This is a genomic window from Nocardia sp. NPDC046763, assembly GCF_040645495.1.
Taxonomy (GTDB): Bacteria; Actinomycetota; Actinomycetes; order Mycobacteriales; family Mycobacteriaceae; genus Nocardia.
In genome coordinates, this window is record NZ_JBEYYI010000014.1 from 122,518 (window position 1) to 140,239 (window position 17,722).

Genomic DNA, 17,722 nt, shown 5'->3' on the forward strand with positions numbered 1-17,722 from the left:
GAACTGTGATTCATTCAATACGGTCAGCAAGGGGCACCAGCAAATTTGTAGATAACAGAATGGTGCCGTGCTCCAGTGACGTGTCGGAACGACGATCAGGGGGTGCATGACGTGATGGGTAACGATCGGGCAAATGACTCGGCCAATGCCGAACAGCTGGCCCAGCGATACCGGTCCCTGGTGGACTACAGCCCCGACGGGGTCGTGGTCCACGAGCGTGGCACCGTCGTCTACGCCAACCCGGCGATGCTGCGGCTGCTCGCCGCCGCAGATCCGGAAGATGTGATCGGGCAACCGGTCACCAATTTCGTCGAACCCGGTTCCGTCTCCGCCATGCTCGACCGCATCCGCCGCCTCACCATCGCGGGCACGGCGTCCGACCCCGCCGAGATGACGCTGATGCGATGCGATGGCGGCAGCGTCGAGGTGGAGACCGTGTCGGTGCTCACCGCCTGGCACGAACACCTCGCCTACCAGGTGGTGGTGCACGACCTCACCCCGCAGCGCCGCGCCGAGGCCGCCCAGCAGCGCGCCGAACATTTCTTCACCGCGGTGGTGTCGCAATTGGAGGAGGGGGTGGTGGTGATCGACCGGCACGGGCGCATCGAATCCGCCAATCCGGCCGCGCGCCGCATCTTCGGCTACGACGCCGACGATCTCGTCGGCGCCCACATCTACGACATCCCGCTGAGCCTGCTGGACGCCAATGCCCAGCCCATGCCGACGTCCTGGTATCCGGTGATCCGCACCCTCGCCACCGGGGAGACGGTGACCCGCTTCGTGTTCGGGCTCGACCGGCCCGACGGGCAGCGGCGCTGGCTCTCGGCCAACAGCCGGCTGCTCAACCCCAGCGATCCGGACTCGGCGGCGGTGTCGTCGTTCAACGACATCACCGAATTCCGGGCCAGCCGAAGGCAATTGGAGTACCAGGCCACCCACGACCCGCTCACCGGGCTGGCCAATCGGGCGCTGGTGCTGTCGCGGCTGGCGGCGGCCCTGGGCACCACCGAGACCCTGCCCGTGTCCAGTGTGCTGTTCATCGACCTGGACGGGTTCAAGGCCATCAACGACACCCTCGGGCACGCCATCGGCGACACCGTGCTGCAGATCGTGGCGCAGCGGCTGCAGCGCGGGCTGCGCTCCGAGGACATCGTGGGTCGTATCGGCGGTGACGAATTCCTGGTGCTGCTGTCGGGCCGCACTCTCGGCGACGATCTCGACACGCTCATCGCACGGCTGCGCCAGAACATGGCCGAACCGATCATCGCGCGTGGGCACCGCATCCAGGTCGACGCCTCGATCGGGGTGACGGACCTGTGCACAGGCGACAATCGCACCCCGGAGGCCGTCCTGCACGACGCCGACCTGGCCATGTACCGGGCCAAGCCGCCCAACCACCAGAACGGAACCCTCGGCCGGCGCAGCGACAGCACGCATGCCTCCTGAATCTGGCAGTTTCGGGGCTTGTTACCTGGCGGTACGGCGCGCGAGGGAATCGCGAACTAGACTCGACAACTCTGTTCTCGATGCTTCGCGCCCCGTACCCAACACGGCGGACGTGGTGAAGAAGGAGTTCCGTTTTGCCCGACCTCACCGAGGAGCGTTCCGTGTCCGATTCCGCTAACGCGGCTTCCCCGGACCTGGAGCGCGAGCAGCAGTACCTCACGAAGCTCTACGAACAGCTGGACGGCATGCGCGCCTATGCCCAGCGGCGGCTGCGTACCGTGCTGCTGGAGACCGGCGGCACTCCGCAGGCCCGCAGTGAGCGCGAGTCGTTCACCCAGCTCTACTCCGAGGACCTGGCCAAGTACGACGCCGCCGAACACGGCCTGTGCTTCGGCCGCATCGATATCGCCGAGAACGGTGACAGTGAGCACCGCTACATCGGGCGTATCGGCATCCTCGACGAGAGCGCCGATTACGAGACGCTGCTGCTGGACTGGCGCGCTCCCATGGCCCGGCCCTTCTACCTCGCCACCACCGCCGCGCCCGACGGCGTGACCCGGCGGCGGCACATCCGCTCGCGCAACCGCACGGTCACCGGGGTCAATGACGAGTACCTGGACCTGGATGCCGCGCAGCGCGCCGGGGTGATCGGCGGCGACGGCGGCGTGGGCAGCGAGAGCGCCCTGCTGGCCGCGCTCAATGCCGCCCGCACCGGGCACATGAACGACATCGTCGAGACCATTCAGAGCGAGCAGGACGCCATCATCCGCTCCGAGCACAAGAGCGTGCTGGTGGTCCAGGGCGGCCCCGGCACCGGCAAGACCGCGGTGGCGCTGCACCGCGCGGCGTACCTGCTGTACACGTACCGACAGCAGCTGGACAAGGCCGGTGTGCTCATCATCGGCCCGAACTCGACCTTCCTCGATTACATCGGCCAGGTGCTGCCCTCGCTGGGTGAGACCGGGGTGCTGCTGTCCACCGTCGGCAACCTGTACCCGGGAGTCCAAGCGACACTGGAGGATTCGCTGCGCGCCGGGGAACTCAAGGGCTCGCTCGACATGCTCGAGGTGCTCAAGAAGGGGGTGCGGGACTGGCAGGAGGTGCCCCGGGAGCCGATCCAGCTCTACTTCGACGGGCACCAGCTGGAACTGGACCGCAAGATCGCCGCCAAGGCCCGCGGCCGCGCCCGCTCCTCGCGCCGCCCGCACAATCTGGCCCGGCCCGTCTTCGCCGCCGCCGTCGTCGACGCGCTCACCGATCAGCTGGCCGCCGCCATCGGCGCGAACCCGCTGGGCGGGCGAAACCTGTTGAGTCAGACCGATCTCACCGAGATCCGCGACGAGATGCGGGCCGATCCCGAGATCCAGCGCGCCATCGCCGGACTGTGGCCCATCCTCACCCCGCAGGAGGTGCTGGGCGGGCTGTGGGCCGACCCCAAGCGCCTGGCCGATGCCGCCGGGCAGCTGAGCCACGCCGACCGGGCCGAGCTGTACCGGTCCGACAGCGGCGAGTTCAGCGACGCGGACGCGCCCCTGTTGGACGAGCTGGCCGAACTGCTCGGCATCGACGACAGCGAGGAGCGCGACCGCGCCCGCCGCCGCTGGCGCGCCCAATTGGCCGAGGCCCAGGACGCGCTCGACATCCTCACCGGTTCCGCGCCCCAGGATCTCGAGGACGATCTGGATCCCGAGCTGCTCATGGCCTACGACCTCATCGACGCCTCCCAGCTGGCCGAGCGCCAGCAGGTGCGCACCCGGCAGACCACCGCCGAACGCGCCGCCGGCGACCGCACCTGGACCTACGGCCACGTCATCGTGGATGAGGCACAGGAGCTTTCGGCCATGGCGTGGCGTATGGTCATGCGCCGCATTCCGAATCGCTGGATCACCGCCGTCGGCGACGTGGCCCAGACCGGCGACCCGGCGGGCGCCTCGTCCTGGCAGCAGGTGCTGGAACCCTATGTGGCCAAACGCTGGAAGCTCACCGAGCTGACGGTCAACTACCGCACCCCATCGGAGATCATGGCGGTGGCGGCGGACGTGCTGACCGCCATCGACCCGGCCGCGCCCGCGCCGCGCTCGGTCCGCGACTCCGGCTTCGAGCCCACCGCGACCCGGATGGCGGCCCCCGAGCTGGCCGACGAGATCAAGCGGCTGATCGCCGCGGAGGCCGAGCATCCCGGCACCACCGTGGTCATCGTGCCGCACGACCTCGCCTCGGAACTCGCTCACCTGACCGATGATTCGGTGCGCGTGCTCACCGTTCACGACGTGAAGGGCCTGGAGTTCGACGCGGTCATCCTGGCCGAACCGCACCGGATCCTGGGCGAATCGCCGCGCGGCCTCAACGACCTGTACGTGGCGCTCACCCGCGCCACCCAGCGCCTGGCGGTCGTGCACTCCGCGGACCTCCCCGAGGTCCTGCACCGGCTGCGCTGACCAGGACGGCGAACAGCGAAGCGGCCGAGCCCGCATCGGGCTCGGCCGCTTCATTGGAACGGGCTCCGCTCTCTTGGAACGGGAGTTCGCTCAGCGCACGGTGTGCACGATCAGCACGTCGCAGCGGGACTTGCGGGCCACGTCCGACGGCACCGAGCCGAGCAGGCGACCGGCCAGGGTGTTGAGGCCGCGGTTACCGACGACGAGCAGGTCGGCCTCCACCTCCTTCACCAGGTCCAGCAGCGAATCGACGGGCTCGCCGACGACGGCCTTCTCCACCACGTTCACCGCGCCGACGGAGACGGCCTTGTCCCGCGCGACACGCAGAATCTCGCTGGTCGGCGCGGAGCCGCGCACCTGGTAGGCCTCGTCCTTCAGCACATCCGCGGCCGCGGCCACATCGCGGTCGTCGGTCGGGAAATACGCGCAGGCGATGTACAGCGTGGCGCCCTCGTCGCCGGCCAGAGCCGCGGCCCGCTCGACGGCGACGTACGACGAGTCCGAGCCATCGGTACCGACGACGATCGTCCGGTAGGCGGTCATTTCTCCTCCAAGTACAAGGGTCGGGGCCGCGGAATCCTCGACGGTGGGGTTTTCACCGCGGCAACTTCGCCTGACAATAGCGGCATAACCGGCGGAAATATTCGATATCGCAACACATCACACTTCCGTGCCGTGATCGGGTCCGGGCACATTCCGGTTCCCGCCGCGAAGACGGCCTCGGCTACCAGCGAATTTCCGAAGCGCCGCGACGTGGCCCACAATATGCCAACGGTGTTGCGTCCCTGGGAGATTCGTCACAAGTCCGATATGCCCCGGACCGGCGGCGGGCCGTTCGTTGTGACATCGCACAACGAACGGCCCGCGAAACAGTGACTTGGCTTTGCCTCACAGCTCGCGATATTCGGCCCACAACCAGCCGAGAATCGCGCTGAGGATGGACATGCGATCCTCTTCCCTCCGGCCGATCAATGACGCGCAATACTAACGCGGCCGGATCGGATCAGAGGCTGAAAAGCGGTCCGGTGAGCGTCAATCCGAGATCCCCGCCGGTGTGGGCGAAGAACGCGAACAGCATGAGCGCTGCGCCGGCGAGCGCGATGTCCTTGTTGAAGTGCACCATCTCGGTCTGCTTGGCCTCCGCGTCGGTCTCCTTCCAGAAGGGGTGCATGAGGAGGACGGTCGGCAGCAGGAAGACGAGCAGCAGCAGCGTGCCCAGGTCGGCCCAGACGCCCAGCAGCACGCTCAGCCCACCGGCCAGCAGGAGTACACCCGACGCGGGCACCGCCAGATCGGCCATGGGCACCCCCTTGAACTGCGCGTACTGCACCATCGTCTTCCGCTGCGCGAGATGCCCGAAGCCCGAGCCGAGGAACAGCAGTGCGAACAGGATCCGTCCGATCAATACCAGCACGTCCATAGCCCGCTCCTTCGATGATCGATATGCCATTAGGTGACATGGCAACCAACTTTGGGGGTACTGAAATTATTCCCGGACCAGCAGTTATCAGGATGGTAGCGAGATGCGGGCGTATTCGAGCGGAGGCAGTCCGATCTCCTTGGCGAACTCGTTGGAGAAGTGCGCCTGATCGAAGTAGCCGAGCTCGACGGCCAGCGCGGCCAGGTCCGAGGTGCGGCCCTCGGCCAGCAGATGTGCGCCGTCCTGGAGGCGATAGCGGCGCAGCACCCACTTCGGGCCCGCACCGACATAGCGGCGGAACAACCGCTGCAGGGTCCGGACGGGAATATCGAAACGCTCGGTGACCTGGTCGACCCGGGTCAGATCGCGATCATGCTCCATGACCTCGATGATCGCCAGCACCTGGCGATAGGCGGTGTCGTCGCCCCCACCGGCCTCCTCGCGCCGGACCCCGACCAGGAAATCCTCGATCAGGTCCCGACGGCGTTCGGCATCGTCGGTCGCGAGTACAGCCGCCGAGAGGGCGTCGGCCGCCGGGAAGATATCGGTTGCCGGGACCGAGGTATCACTGAGTGCCCCGACGTCCAGGCCGGTGAACGCGCCGAAGCCACCGGCCCGGAACTTGACCCCGAAAGTCTCGCCCTCCCCGGCCAATTCACGCACGTACTTGGTGGTCCACACACCGGTGACGAAGGCGCCGGTGCGTTCATGGGTGCGCTCGAAGGTCAGATTCACGCACGGATAGGACAGCACCTCGGCCCGGAAGGGCGGCTGGCCCCGGCGATCCCAGCGCACCGCCCAGTACCACTCGACAAAGCGGGACACCCGCGGGTTAGCGGGCAGCCGGGAGTGGTTGTTGGCCCGGTTCTGCTGGCGGGGCCACAGAATGCCCTTGGCGGTCTCCGGCGGTGGCACCGGCCGCGGCGAGAACCGGCCTCCGGCAGTGCTTCCGCCGACACCTCCGGCAGTGTTTCCACTGGTCATCGCGCCTGTCGCTTTCTTACAAGACCATCGCCGCCGCGGCGACGAGAGTAGTGCGCATGAGCAACGCAGTGAATCCGATCCCCGAGGGCTACCACTCCATCACCTGCTTCCTGGCCGTCCCCGACGCCAATGCGGCCATCGAGTTCTACTCCGCCGTCTTCGGCGCGAAGGTACTGAGCCGCAACGATCTTCCCGACGGCCAGGCCGCACACGCCGAACTCCTCATCGGCGACTCCACCATCCAGGTCGGCATGCCCATTCCCGACGAGGGCCTGCGCGCCCCCGCCGACGACTGGGTCCACACCAGCGTCGTCCACTACTGCCCGGACGTGGACGCCGTCTCGAAGCTGGCCTCCGAGAACGGCGCCCGGTTCGTCGCCGAACCCGCCACCTTCGTCACCGGCGACCGCTTCGGCCGAGTCATGGATCCGTTCGGCCACCGCTGGATCGTCATGACGCGGGTCGAAGACGTCTCTCGCGAGGAGGCCGAGCGACGCGTGAATGAATGGATGGCCAGTTCCGCCTCTCCGAGCCTTTAGCAGACGGCTGAGTGCCGCTGACGGATGGCAGCCCGTGCCGGCGGTTGGGTGCCGAACCGATTCTGGACGTACCCGGCGAGTTACCCCCGCCTGCACGAAATCAGTTGTTACGTCAGCAATTTCCCTCACGATAATCCAGCGGCATCCATACCGCGCAGTTCCTTCTTGAGGTCCGCGATTTCGTCGCGGAGGCGGCCGGCGAGCTCGAACTGCAGCTCACGGGCCGCGTTCATCATCTGCGCGGTCATGTCCTTGATCAGGTCGGCGAGTTCGGCGCGCGGCATGTTCTTCACATCGCGGCCCTCGTAGACACCGGCGCTCACCGCCCGCCCTGGCTCACCCTGGGCGCGGCGGCCGCGGCTGACATTGCGACCCGAGCCGCCCACCTCGACCTCGGTCTCCTCGGCCTCGCGATACACCTGGTCGAGAATGTCGGCGATCTTCTTGCGCAACGGTTTCGGGTCGATGCCGCGCTCTTCGTTGTAGGCGATCTGCTTGGCCCGGCGGCGTTCGGTCTCGTCGATGGCGTGGCGCATGGAGTCGGTGATCTTGTCCGCGTACATGTGGACCTCGCCCGAGACATTGCGCGCCGCACGGCCGATGGTCTGGATGAGGCTGGTGGCCGAACGCAGGAAACCTTCCTTGTCGGCATCGAGAATCGCGACCAGCGAGACCTCGGGCAGGTCAAGACCCTCACGTAGCAGGTTGATACCGACCAGCACGTCGTATTCACCCAGCCGCAGCTGCCGCAGCAATTCGACACGGCGCAGGGTGTCGATCTCCGAGTGCAGATAGCGCACGCGCACACCGAGTCCCAGCAGATAATCCGTGAGATCCTCGGCCATCTTCTTGGTCAGCGTGGTGACCAGCACGCGCTCGTCGCGGTCGGTGCGCAGCCGGATCTCGTGCACCAGATCGTCGATCTGCCCCTTGGTCGGCTTGACCACCACCTGCGGATCCACCAGGCCGGTGGGCCGAATGACCTGCTCGACGAATTCGCCGCCGGTCTGGCCCAATTCGTACGGGCCGGGCGTGGCCGACAGGTACACCGCCTGCCCGATCCGATCGGCGAACTCCTCCCAGGTGAGCGGCCGGTTGTCCACCGCCGACGGCAGTCGGAAGCCGTATTCCACCAGGTTCCGCTTGCGCGACATATCGCCCTCGTACATGCCGCCGATCTGCGGCACGGTCACATGCGATTCGTCGATGACGAGCAGGAAATCCTCGGGGAAGTAATCCAGCAGCGTGGCCGGCGCGGTTCCGGCGGCACGGCCGTCGATATGCCGCGAATAATTCTCGATACCGGAACAGAAACCGACCTGCCTGATCATCTCCAGATCGTATTGGGTGCGCATCCGAAGTCGTTGCGCCTCCAGCAATTTGCCCTGCTTCTCCAAATCCGCGAGCCGCTCGTCGAGCTCCGCCTCGATATCCCGTACGGCCCGCTCCATGCGTTCCGGGCCCGCCACATAGTGGGTGGCCGGGAAAATCCGGACCATATCCACCTGACGCACCACGTCACCGGTCAGCGGATGCAGATAATAGAGCGCCTCGATCTCGTCCCCGAAGAATTCGATGCGCACCGCCAATTCCTCGTAGGAGGGAATGATTTCGACGGTGTCGCCGCGCACCCGGAAACTACCGCGGGTGAACGACATGTCATTGCGCGTGTATTGCACATCCACCAGCAGGCGCAGCAGCCGATCGCGATCGATCTCGGTGCCGACCTCCAGCTGCACCGACCGATCCAGGTACGACTGCGGCGTGCCGAGGCCGTAGATGCACGACACCGACGCGACCACCACCACATCCCGCCGCGAGAGCAGGCTCGACGTGGCCGAGTGCCGCAGCCGCTCGACATCGTCGTTGATCGAGCTGTCCTTCTCGATATAAGTGTCGGTCTGCGCGATGTAGGCCTCGGGCTGGTAGTAGTCGTAGTACGAGACGAAGTACTCGACCGCGTTGTTCGGCAGCATCTCGCGCAGCTCGTTGGCCAGCTGCGCGGCGAGGGTCTTGTTCGGCGCCATGACCAGCGTGGGCCGCTGCAACCGCTCGATCAGCCAGGCCGTGGTGGCGGACTTACCGGTACCGGTGGCGCCCAGCAGCACCACGTCCTTCTCGCCGCCCCGGATGCGCCGCTCGAGCTCCTCGATGGCGGCGGGCTGATCACCGGCCGGCCGATGCTCGCTGACGACCTGGAACTGCCCGTCGATGCGCTCGACGTCGCCGATGGGTCGGTGCTCGGAATGAGCGAGCGGCAGGTCGTCCGGGATCTCGGTTGCAAAGGCCATGTCCCCAGCCTAGGACCCCCCACCGACAATCCGGTCCGCCTCCCCGTGCCTGCAGCGGACGGCCGAGAGCCGTTGACAGTGACAACGCCGCGCCGGCGGTTGGGTGCCGAACCGATTCTGGTCGTCCTCGGCGAGTTACCCTCGCCTCGCGAAATCAGTCGTCGCTTCGGGCACGGTTGCCGGGAGTTCAACTCCGTGCCCGCCGGGTCGCTTCCACCCGGTTCCCCATGCCCCGCACACGATTTCGTAAACCGTCGGTAAATGTCCGAATTGACCGTTACCCCAAGGGTTTTCGCGCCGTGTGCGCGTCGCGATGTCGCGTAGATCTCAGTCCGTTCACGACGGTTTGAATCCCGGTTCCCGGGTGTACTCTGAGCTCGCTGGTCGCACGATTCGAGAAGAGGCAGGGCGATGACCGGTCTGCATACGCCACAGCGGAATTCCGCCAATGGCGCACACCCCCACGGCACGATCGGCAACACTCCTCCGGTGTCTCCGCATCGCCCCAGGCTCGAATACTTCAATCTCGCGGATCTGTCGTGGACCGATTATCGCGGGTTCCTACATCCCGTGGAGCGTTTACACGCAGAACCGTTCGGCCTGTATGTCGAACGGACAGTGGACAATCCGCGTTTCCACTACATCGAGTCCTGGCTGCTGCCCGAGCTCACGCTGCGCGCCACCGTCTACCATCTGCGGCCCGGCCACGATCGCAGCCAGACCTACTATCTCGACATCGGCGAGTACGGCCCGTGCGAGGCCAAGAAGTGGCGGGCCGAGAGTCACTACCTGCACGTGGTGGCGCGCCGGGGCCAGGCGCCCGAGCTGGTCGGCATCGATCAGCTGCTGAGCGCCCATGCCGCAGGACATTTCGACACCGCGCGCACCCATCTCGCCATCGAGCGGGCCGCCGCCGTGGTGGACGGCATCGCCGGCTGCGGTCACGACGTCGACCGCTGGCTGGCCGGGCAGGGCATCACGCTCAGCTGGCTGTAGAAACGAACCCGCCCGGTCCGTGCGGCACGGACCGGGCGGGTTCGAACAGGTCTGTCCGTCCTCCGACTAGCCGGACAGGCTCGGCAGCAGTCCGTTGAGTCCGCAGCCGAAGCTACCGAAGCTGCTGGCCGGATCCACCTGGACGGTGATCGACTTCGAGATCAGATCCTGGGTGGCGGTCAGCGTGTGCGAACCGGTGGTGCTGGGCGTCCATTTGATGGTCACCTTATCGCTCAGCAGCGACGGGCTGACCGGGCTACCGGTGAGCTCGGTGCCGTTGTCGCTGAAGCTCACCGAGAGCAGGTGGTCGACCTGGACGGTCGCGGTGAGAGTGTAGGAGCAGCCGACATTGTGGGAGGATCCGCCCGAGACTTGCAGATCGGACGGCCACGCGCCGGCCTGCGGCGCGGCCAGGACGATGACCCCGGCTACCGCACCGAAGGTCGTGACTCCCAGGCCGACCCGGCGAGCGCGGGCTGTATGTGCGTTCATGCAGGTATTTCCCTTGGGTTGAGGCACCCGCCCAGGCGCGGCGGGTCGAAAGCGCGCGAAAGAACAGCGCAGCCGCACAATAGCGAAACACGACCGCTTCAGATTGGGTTTTCGAAAAATTCGGCCCGGTCGGCACCGGATTCCAGCAATCTGTCGGCGACGCGACATCCGCTCCCCTGGACGACCGCCGCCCGACACGCGATGCTGAATGGCATGACTCGGGCACCCGCGGTAGATCTGCACCGACCCAAGGTGGAGTACTTCAATATCGACGAGCTCACCAATATCGATCCCAAGGGTTTCGTGCGGCAGGTGGAGCGGTACCAGGTCGAGCCGTGGGGGTTGTACATGGCCCGCACCTCCGACCATCCCGAGTTCCACTACATCGAATCCTGGCTGCTGCCAACGGTGTCCATCCGCGCCACGGTGTTCCATTTCACCCCCGCGCACCTGCGCGACCAGGACTACTACATCGACATCGGCGAATTCGCGCAGGTCGGCCCGAAGCAGTGGAAGTCCGTCGACCACTACCTGGATCTGGTGGTCCGCCAGGGCCGCGAGGTCGAGCTGCTCGATGTGGACGAACTGCTCGCCGCGCACGCCGCCGGCTACCTGACCCTGTCCGAAGCTCAGCAGGCCATCGAGTCGGCCACCTCGACCATCGACGGAATCGCCGCGCACGGCCACAGTTTCGAGGCCTGGCTGGCATCCAAGGGCATCACGCTGACCTGGATGTAGGCCCGAGACGGCGGGGCCGTCCGCACCGAGGGGTGCAGACGGTCCCGCTACCGTCGTGGGAGCTCCGGCGGCCGGTTCAGACGCCGAGAATCAGATTGACCGGGCGGCCCGGGTCGGCGTTCGCGTGCAGGCGCTCCCCCGCCGCAAGATCCACACCCGACGCGGCGAGCAGCGCGTCCCCGGCGGCGACCGGCGGGAAACCGATGTCCGCCAGGCGATCCCGCAGGCCGTCCATGGCGGCGCCATCGGCGACCGTGATCCGGATGTCGAGGACATCGGCGGCCGGTTTGCCCGCCACCGAGGTCGGTCCGATGTGCTCGATGCTCCGCGCGTCCGCGCCGCACGCCACGGCGAGCCGCGCGATCACCCGCTGGGCCTGCGCGGGCCACTCCGGATTCGCGTCCGCCACGGGCAGTTCCGGCCGGGCGGCGGGTGTGCGGGTGCGCAGGTTGCGTTCGAAGGGAACCAGGCGCTCGTCCCAAAGCCGGTGCACCTCGGCATCGATGACGCCGGTCGCGCCATTGTTGTCGAGCAGCACGTCGGCCACGGCCCGACGCTGGGCGTCGGTGGCCTGGGCGGCGATGCGGGCGCGCGCGTCGGCCTCGTCGATGCCGCGGAACTCCACCAGGCGGCGCAGCCGGGTCTCCTCGGCGGCGTCCACGATGACCACCAGGTTCATGAAGGGTGCGAGGCCGTTCTCCACCAGCAGCGGAATGTCCTGCACCACAATGCCGTCTGCGGGGGCGGCGGCGATGAGCGCGGCGGTGCGCTTGCCGACCAGCGGGTGGGTGATGCCGTTGAGGGTGGCGCGCGTTTCGTCGGAGGAGAAGGCCTTGGCGGCCAGGGCCGGCCGGTCGAGGCTGCCGTCGGCGGCGAGAATGTCCGTGCCGAAGGCCTCGACGAGGGCGGCCAGCCCCTCGGTGCCGGGTGCGACCACTTCGCGGGCGATGACGTCACTGTCCACCAGCACGGCTCCGCGCTCGGTGAGAATGCGGGCCACGGTGGATTTGCCCGCGCCCATGCCTCCGGTGAGACCGATTCGCAACATTCGTTCAGTCTCGCATCAGCGCCGGTCATCGCGCCCATCAGGGTTACCCCCTCCGGGCTGCGGTTTCACCTGCAAGTGCAGTACTTGGCCATTCCGTGACACCCGTGAGACCGTTTCGCAACTTTTTCGGTAAATACGGACCGTTTGTCGGCAAGATTCCGACACGCCGGGGCGAACGTCGCGCAAAATTCGGTGACGCACACTTTTGTTCGGCTAAGGTTCGCCGCAGGCGATCTTAGGCCGGTAACACGCAAGAGAAGGAACATCAGTGGGCACCAAAAAACTCCAGACGGGTCGCCACCGCCTGGGCCTGGCGGGCACCGTACATTGCATCGAGATTCCCGCCATCGCAGCCGCTCTCGTCGAGCACCGCCGTTCCTGGCTGAGCACACTGCTCAACCCGGCCCGGCACAGCGTCGCGGCCCTGCGAAAACGGTCGCCCGAGACTCCCGTCGTGCGGCACTGGGTACCTGCTACCGCCGCCTGATCCGGCGCGGCCGGCCGATTTGCCGCCCGGTGTGATCCCCTGAAACGCACGGTGGCCCGGTCCGATTCGGACCGAGCCACCCTTTTGCGTGCGTGTCACACGATGCCGCTCGGGTATTCACCCGGCGGCACCGAAGCTCCTACACGATTCCGCTGGGCCGGCGCCGCGTGCCGGGGTCCTGCTCGGGCATGGAGTTCGGCGGCACCGGATAGGGCGTGCCGACGGTCGCGGTGCCCAGGGCGATATTCGGCCCGCACTGCGCCACGGCGGCGTCGACCTTCCGATTCGCCGGGGCGAACGCGGGTTTCGTGGCGTCCGGGGCCGAGGCGAAGTCGAAGGCCGAGGTCATATCGCCGGTCACGCCGCGTCGCCACGCGGTCAGGTTGGGCACGTCGACCCCGAAGCGGCGCTCGATCAGGCGCAGCTGCGAGGTGTGGTCGAAGGTCTCCGAGGCCACCAGGCCGCCGCGGCTGTAGGGCGAAACCACCAGGCAGGGAACGCGATAGCCGAGGCCGATCGGACCGGTGACGCCCTCGAACTTCTTGTCCGTCGGCACGGTGATGAACTCACCGGGCGTGCCCGCGGGCGGGGTCGGCGGAGTGACGTGGTCGAAGAAGCCGCCGTTCTCGTCGTAGCTGATGATCAGCGCGGTCTTCTCCCACACCGCAGGATTCGAGGTGAGGATGTCGAGCACCTGCATGATGCCGACCGCACCGAAGGCCGGGGGCAGTGCCGGGTGCTCGCAGTTGAGCAGCGGCGGAATCACCCACGACACGGACGGCAGCTGGTTGGCGGCGACGTCGGCGGCGAAGTCCCGCGGGTACTCCGGGGCCTTACCGCGGCGGGCCAGTTCGGAATTCGGGTCGGCCGCCTGCTTGAAGCAGCCCATCATCCCGTCCAGCAGGACCGAGGACAGCGGGCCGATATCGCGGTTGTTGTAGATCTTCCAGCTGACCCCGGCCTCGGAGAGGTTCTCCGGCATGGTCCGCCAGCTGTAGGCGTTCTGCGGAATCAGCGTCGGGGTCTCGAGCAGCGGTCCGCCATCGCGACCGTCCGGGTCGATGGTCGCGGACACCCAGTACAGGCGGTTGGGGTCGGTCGGGCCGAGCACCGAGCAGTGGTAGCTGTCGCACAGGGTGAAGGCATTGGCCAGGTCCCAGTGCACCGGGATGTCGTCCTGGGTGTAGTGACCCATGGCGGCAGGGCCGTTTCCGACGCCGACCGACGCGATGGACATGGGCATCCAGCCGTCGTTGCGGCCGTTGTTCCACGCCTTGTGCATGCCGACCCAGCTGTGGTCGGGGTCGTTGATGCATTCGCCGTCGAGGGTCGCGCCGCGGGTGGTGTCGAGGCGGAAGGGGTTGATGAAGCCGTCCGCGGTCGGGCCGACGCCGGGCGCGTACCCGTACTGGTTCCAGGCCGGGGACGGGTCGTCGAAGCCGCGCACGCCGGACATGGTGCCGAAGTAGTGGTCGAAGGACCGGTTCTCCTGCATGAACAGCACGATGTGCTCGATGTCGCCGAGCCCGCCCATGCCGGCCGGATCCGCGGCGTAGGCCCGCTCGATGATCGGCCCGGCCAGCGAGGCGAGCGAGGCCGCACCGCCCGCGGCCATGGCTTTCGCCAGAAAGTCGCGCCTGTTGATTCCGGCGAACACGCCCATGCTCCGGTAGTGCCTTCCCGCTAGGAGTGAAAGGAATTGAACACAGCGAACGCATCAGGTCGCCTGTCCAGTTCGCATCCAACCTTCGAATGGTGACGGCTCAGCGAACCATTCGTAACCGTAGCGGGTCCAGTCGTGGATTCCTGACAGTGACTTGCACCTCATTGTCGGATCGGCCTAAACTGTCGGCCATACCTGAGAGTGACTTTCAGGTATCGTCCGTGGGAGCCTTCATGACCCGTCCGGCGCTCGCCGATCCTCCCCGATTCCCGGACTCCGCACCGCGATTCGGCGTCGTCGGACGCTGGGGCGAATTCGTGGCCCGGCATCCCCGAGTCGTGATCGGCGTGTGGCTGGTGCTGATCATGGCGTGCGGCGCGGCGTATCCGGCCCTGCACGCGCGACTGGGCGCACCCGACTACAGCGTGCCGGGATCCGCCTCCGCCACCACCGAAGACCGCGTCGCACAACACTTCTCGCAGCTCGGTGCGGAGCAGGACCTGATCGTGCTGCATTCGGACCGATACACCGTGGACGATCCGCGCTTCCGGGCAGCCGTCGAGCGCGTGCTGGGCGCGGCCCGCGGGGTCCCTGGCGTCGCGGGCGCGGTCGGGCCGTTCGAAGGCGATGCGAGACACCAGATCTCCGCCGACCGGCACACCGCGTTCGGCATCGCGGGCATCGACGGCGGCATGTCCGAGCGGATCGACGTGGCCGCCCGCCTGCAGACCGCGCTGATCGCCGCCTCCGATGCCGAGGTGCGGGCCGGCCTGACGGGATACTCACCGGTCGAGGGCGAACTGATCCGGATGGAGACCGCCGACATCACGCGCGGCGAGGCCATCGGCCTGCCGATCGCGGCGGTCGTGCTGGTGCTGGCGCTGGGCGCGGCCGTCGCTGCCACCCTCCCCATCTCGGTCACCGCCGCCGGGATCGCGCTCGCCGTGGGCGTGCTGTTCGGGCTGGCAAGTCTGCTGAGCTTCGACTCCTTCGTGCTGTCGGTGGCGACCATGATCGGCACCGGCACCGCCATCGACTACGCGATGTTCCTGGTGAGCCGATTCAACGAGGAACTGACCCGGCGGGGGGTGCGGGATCGCAAGGCTCGCCAGGAGATTCGCGCCGCCGTCGGCGCGACCTTCGACACCACGGGCCGCACCATCCTGGCCTCCGGGCTCATCGTCATGATCTCGCTGTGCTCGCTGACGGTGGTCGGCCTGCCCATGCTCGATGGCGTAGCGCTGGGCGTGGTCACCGCGGTGACGGGCACCCTGGCCGCCGCCTTCACGCTGCTGCCGGCCCTGCTGTCGATGCTCGGCCCGGTCGTCAATCGGGGTGCGCTGCCCGCGCGGTTGCGCCCGGCCGAGACTCGGTCGACAACGGCGTCGAGCAGCTGGGCGCGCTGGGCGCACCTGGTGATGGGCAGACCCGTGGTGTTCGGCATGCTCGGAATCGCGCTGCTGGTCGTGGCGGCATTGCCGATCACCGGTATCCGCTACGGCATCGACATGGGCCTGAATTCGCTGGGCGATCGGCCCACCGGACAGGCGACTCGCCTGGCGCAGCACGATTTCGGCCCCGGCCTGCTCTCCCCCATTCAGGTCGTCGCCTCCGGACCCGGCGACACCGCGCTGTCCGCTGATGGCCGCACCGAGGTGCTGCGCCTGGTGACCGATCTGGCCCGGGATCCCCGGGTGGCCACCGTGCTCCCCCAGCAGGCCGATGGCCGCTACCTGGCGACCATCGTCCCCAGGGATGCCTTCGACTCGACGACCGTAGGCACGCTCACCGGCGATATCCGTTCCCGCGCAGCGACTGTCGAGTCCGCGGAGGTGCTGGTGGGTGGAACGCCGGCGATGTTCACCGATGTGTCACAGCTGATCTCACGTGGCTTCCCCTGGGTCATCGCCCTGGTCCTGACCGCCTCGCTGATCTTCCTGACGGTGACCTTCCGCTCGATCGTCCTGGCGCTCGAGGCGATCCTGCTGAATTTGCTCGCCACCGGCGCGGCCCTGGGCATTACGGTCGCGGTCTTCCAGCGCGGTGTCGGCCAGACCCTGCTGGGTTTCCACAGCGCCGGCTTCCTCCAGGTCTTCCTGCCCACGCTGGTCTTCGCGGTCCTGTTCGGATTGTCCATGGACTACGAGGTTTTCCTCATCCGGCGCATGAAGGAGGCCTGGGAGCGCACCCACGACAATGCCGCCGCCGTCGCCGAGGGCCTGCAGCGCACCGCCCGGCCCATCACCGCCGCGGCCGCCATCATGGTCGCGGTGTTCGCCAGTTTCCTGAGCGCGGATGTCATGGAGCTGAAGGAGATCGGCTTCGCCCTGGCCGTCGCGGTCGCCATCGACGCGGTGATCGTCCGCCTGATCCTGGTCCCGGCCTGCATGCGGCTGCTGGGCCGCTGGAACTGGTGGCTGCCGACTCCGCGCCGTCAGCGGAACATGGCCTCCAGCGCGACCACGATGGATTCGACGACTTCGCGGTAGACCTCGCGCAGCCGCGCGGCGAAACCCGTTCCGGCCCAATGGTCCAGCGCCGCCATGGAACCCCAGATGGCGATCGCCGAGGCCAGGCGCATCTGCACGTCGTTGCGGTCTCGGCCGGTCCGGTCGGCGAGCAGTATCCGGAACTGGTCCTCGAGCTCTCGCATCTGCTGCGTCTGTCCGAGCTTCACCTCGGGAATGGTCCGGACGTAACCCATGCGCAGCCGCGTCCGGTACTCGACCTCATCGGTCACGATCTCGTCGATGAGTACCGGGATGAGCGGCCGCGCGGCCGCCAAAAGGTCGAGAGGAGTGCGGGTTTCGCCGCCGCCGACCGTCCGCACGATTTCCAGGAGCTTCGGATCGGTCTCGTCGTAGAGGACCAGATTCTCCTTGGTCCCGAAATACCGGTAGATCGAACTCGGCGACACACCCGCGGCACCCGCCACCCGCTCGACGGTGACCTCCCGATACCCGTGCTCGTCGAACAGCTCCAGCGCTACCCGCTGGATACGGCCCATGGCCTCGATCTTGCGGCGTTCCCAGAGCGATGGGCTCGACTCGACGGTGGATTCGGACATGTCACGTCCGAGAATACCTGCTCACAGCAACGATTCCGGCAGGACCGCATCCCCCACGTCCGAGCCCTGCTCACCCATGGAAAATCCCCCCGGGTCCGTTCAGGACCCGGGGG

At 67.3% G+C, this 17,722-nt stretch carries 14 protein-coding genes and 1 pseudogene; 7 read left to right on the plus strand and 8 right to left on the minus strand.

Annotated features, from left to right (window positions below; all coding sequences use genetic code 11):
* Positions 1–114: 114 nt before the first annotated feature.
* Complete coding sequence (locus tag ABZ909_RS23185; protein WP_357003089.1) at positions 115–1,446, plus strand: diguanylate cyclase; 1,332 nt, start codon at positions 115–117, stop codon at positions 1,444–1,446.
* A 161-nt stretch (positions 1,447–1,607) separates the two neighbouring features.
* The gene (locus ABZ909_RS23190) at positions 1,608–3,884 is read left to right on the plus strand and encodes an ATP-binding domain-containing protein (protein WP_357002920.1); all 2,277 of its coding nucleotides are present in this window, start codon (positions 1,608–1,610) and stop codon (positions 3,882–3,884) included.
* A gap of 90 nt (positions 3,885–3,974) precedes the next feature.
* On the opposite strand, the gene ABZ909_RS23195 is transcribed toward ABZ909_RS23190, so the two are convergent.
* The 3 genes from ABZ909_RS23195 to ABZ909_RS23205 form a co-directional block, all read right to left on the minus strand.
* Positions 3,975–4,427, minus strand: coding sequence for a universal stress protein (locus tag ABZ909_RS23195; protein WP_357002922.1), 453 nt, complete (start codon positions 4,425–4,427; stop codon positions 3,975–3,977).
* A 460-nt stretch (positions 4,428–4,887) separates the two neighbouring features.
* Positions 4,888–5,304 (minus strand): DoxX family protein, encoded by a 417-nt coding sequence (locus ABZ909_RS23200; protein ID WP_357002924.1) that lies wholly within the window; start codon positions 5,302–5,304, stop codon positions 4,888–4,890.
* A gap of 87 nt (positions 5,305–5,391) precedes the next feature.
* Complete coding sequence (locus ABZ909_RS23205; RefSeq protein WP_357002926.1) at positions 5,392–6,288, minus strand: helix-turn-helix domain-containing protein; 897 nt, start codon at positions 6,286–6,288, stop codon at positions 5,392–5,394.
* 56 nt (positions 6,289–6,344) lie between these two features.
* Between ABZ909_RS23205 and ABZ909_RS23210 the strand changes: the two genes are divergently transcribed.
* A complete protein-coding gene (locus ABZ909_RS23210) occupies positions 6,345–6,827 on the plus strand; it encodes a VOC family protein (RefSeq protein ID WP_357002928.1) in 483 nt (160 codons plus the stop codon).
* Between the two features lie 125 nt (positions 6,828–6,952).
* Here ABZ909_RS23210 and uvrB read toward each other — a convergent pair whose 3' ends face one another.
* A complete protein-coding gene (gene uvrB / locus ABZ909_RS23215) occupies positions 6,953–9,118 on the minus strand; it encodes an excinuclease ABC subunit UvrB (RefSeq protein ID WP_357002930.1) in 2,166 nt (721 codons plus the stop codon).
* Between the two features lie 489 nt (positions 9,119–9,607).
* On the opposite strand from uvrB, the gene ABZ909_RS23220 reads away from it, so the two are divergent.
* A complete protein-coding gene (locus tag ABZ909_RS23220) occupies positions 9,608–10,114 on the plus strand; it encodes a hypothetical protein (RefSeq protein ID WP_357002932.1) in 507 nt (168 codons plus the stop codon).
* A gap of 66 nt (positions 10,115–10,180) precedes the next feature.
* Here ABZ909_RS23220 and ABZ909_RS23225 read toward each other — a convergent pair whose 3' ends face one another.
* A complete protein-coding gene (locus ABZ909_RS23225) occupies positions 10,181–10,606 on the minus strand; it encodes a hypothetical protein (RefSeq protein WP_357002934.1) in 426 nt (141 codons plus the stop codon).
* A 213-nt stretch (positions 10,607–10,819) separates the two neighbouring features.
* Between ABZ909_RS23225 and ABZ909_RS23230 the strand changes: the two genes are divergently transcribed.
* Positions 10,820–11,344, plus strand: coding sequence for a DUF402 domain-containing protein (locus ABZ909_RS23230; protein WP_357002936.1), 525 nt, complete (start codon positions 10,820–10,822; stop codon positions 11,342–11,344).
* A gap of 97 nt (positions 11,345–11,441) precedes the next feature.
* Here ABZ909_RS23230 and coaE read toward each other — a convergent pair.
* Positions 11,442–12,392: pseudogene (coaE, locus tag ABZ909_RS23235) on the minus strand (dephospho-CoA kinase); the annotation flags it as partial.
* A 268-nt stretch (positions 12,393–12,660) separates the two neighbouring features.
* On the opposite strand from coaE, the gene ABZ909_RS23240 reads away from it, so the two are divergent.
* A complete protein-coding gene (locus ABZ909_RS23240) occupies positions 12,661–12,879 on the plus strand; it encodes a hypothetical protein (RefSeq protein WP_357002938.1) in 219 nt (72 codons plus the stop codon).
* A gap of 139 nt (positions 12,880–13,018) precedes the next feature.
* Here ABZ909_RS23240 and ABZ909_RS23245 read toward each other — a convergent pair whose 3' ends face one another.
* Entirely contained in the window at positions 13,019–14,542 is a 1,524-nt protein-coding gene (locus ABZ909_RS23245) for an alkaline phosphatase family protein (protein ID WP_357002940.1), read from the minus strand.
* 233 nt (positions 14,543–14,775) lie between these two features.
* On the opposite strand from ABZ909_RS23245, the gene ABZ909_RS23250 reads away from it, so the two are divergent.
* Positions 14,776–17,031 (plus strand): MMPL family transporter, encoded by a 2,256-nt coding sequence (locus ABZ909_RS23250; RefSeq protein ID WP_357002942.1) that lies wholly within the window; start codon positions 14,776–14,778, stop codon positions 17,029–17,031.
* Here ABZ909_RS23250 and ABZ909_RS23255 read toward each other — a convergent pair.
* Positions 16,977–17,609 (minus strand): TetR family transcriptional regulator, encoded by a 633-nt coding sequence (locus ABZ909_RS23255; RefSeq protein WP_357002944.1) that lies wholly within the window; start codon positions 17,607–17,609, stop codon positions 16,977–16,979. The genes ABZ909_RS23250 and ABZ909_RS23255 overlap by 55 nt on opposite strands.
* Positions 17,610–17,722 lie beyond the last annotated feature (113 nt).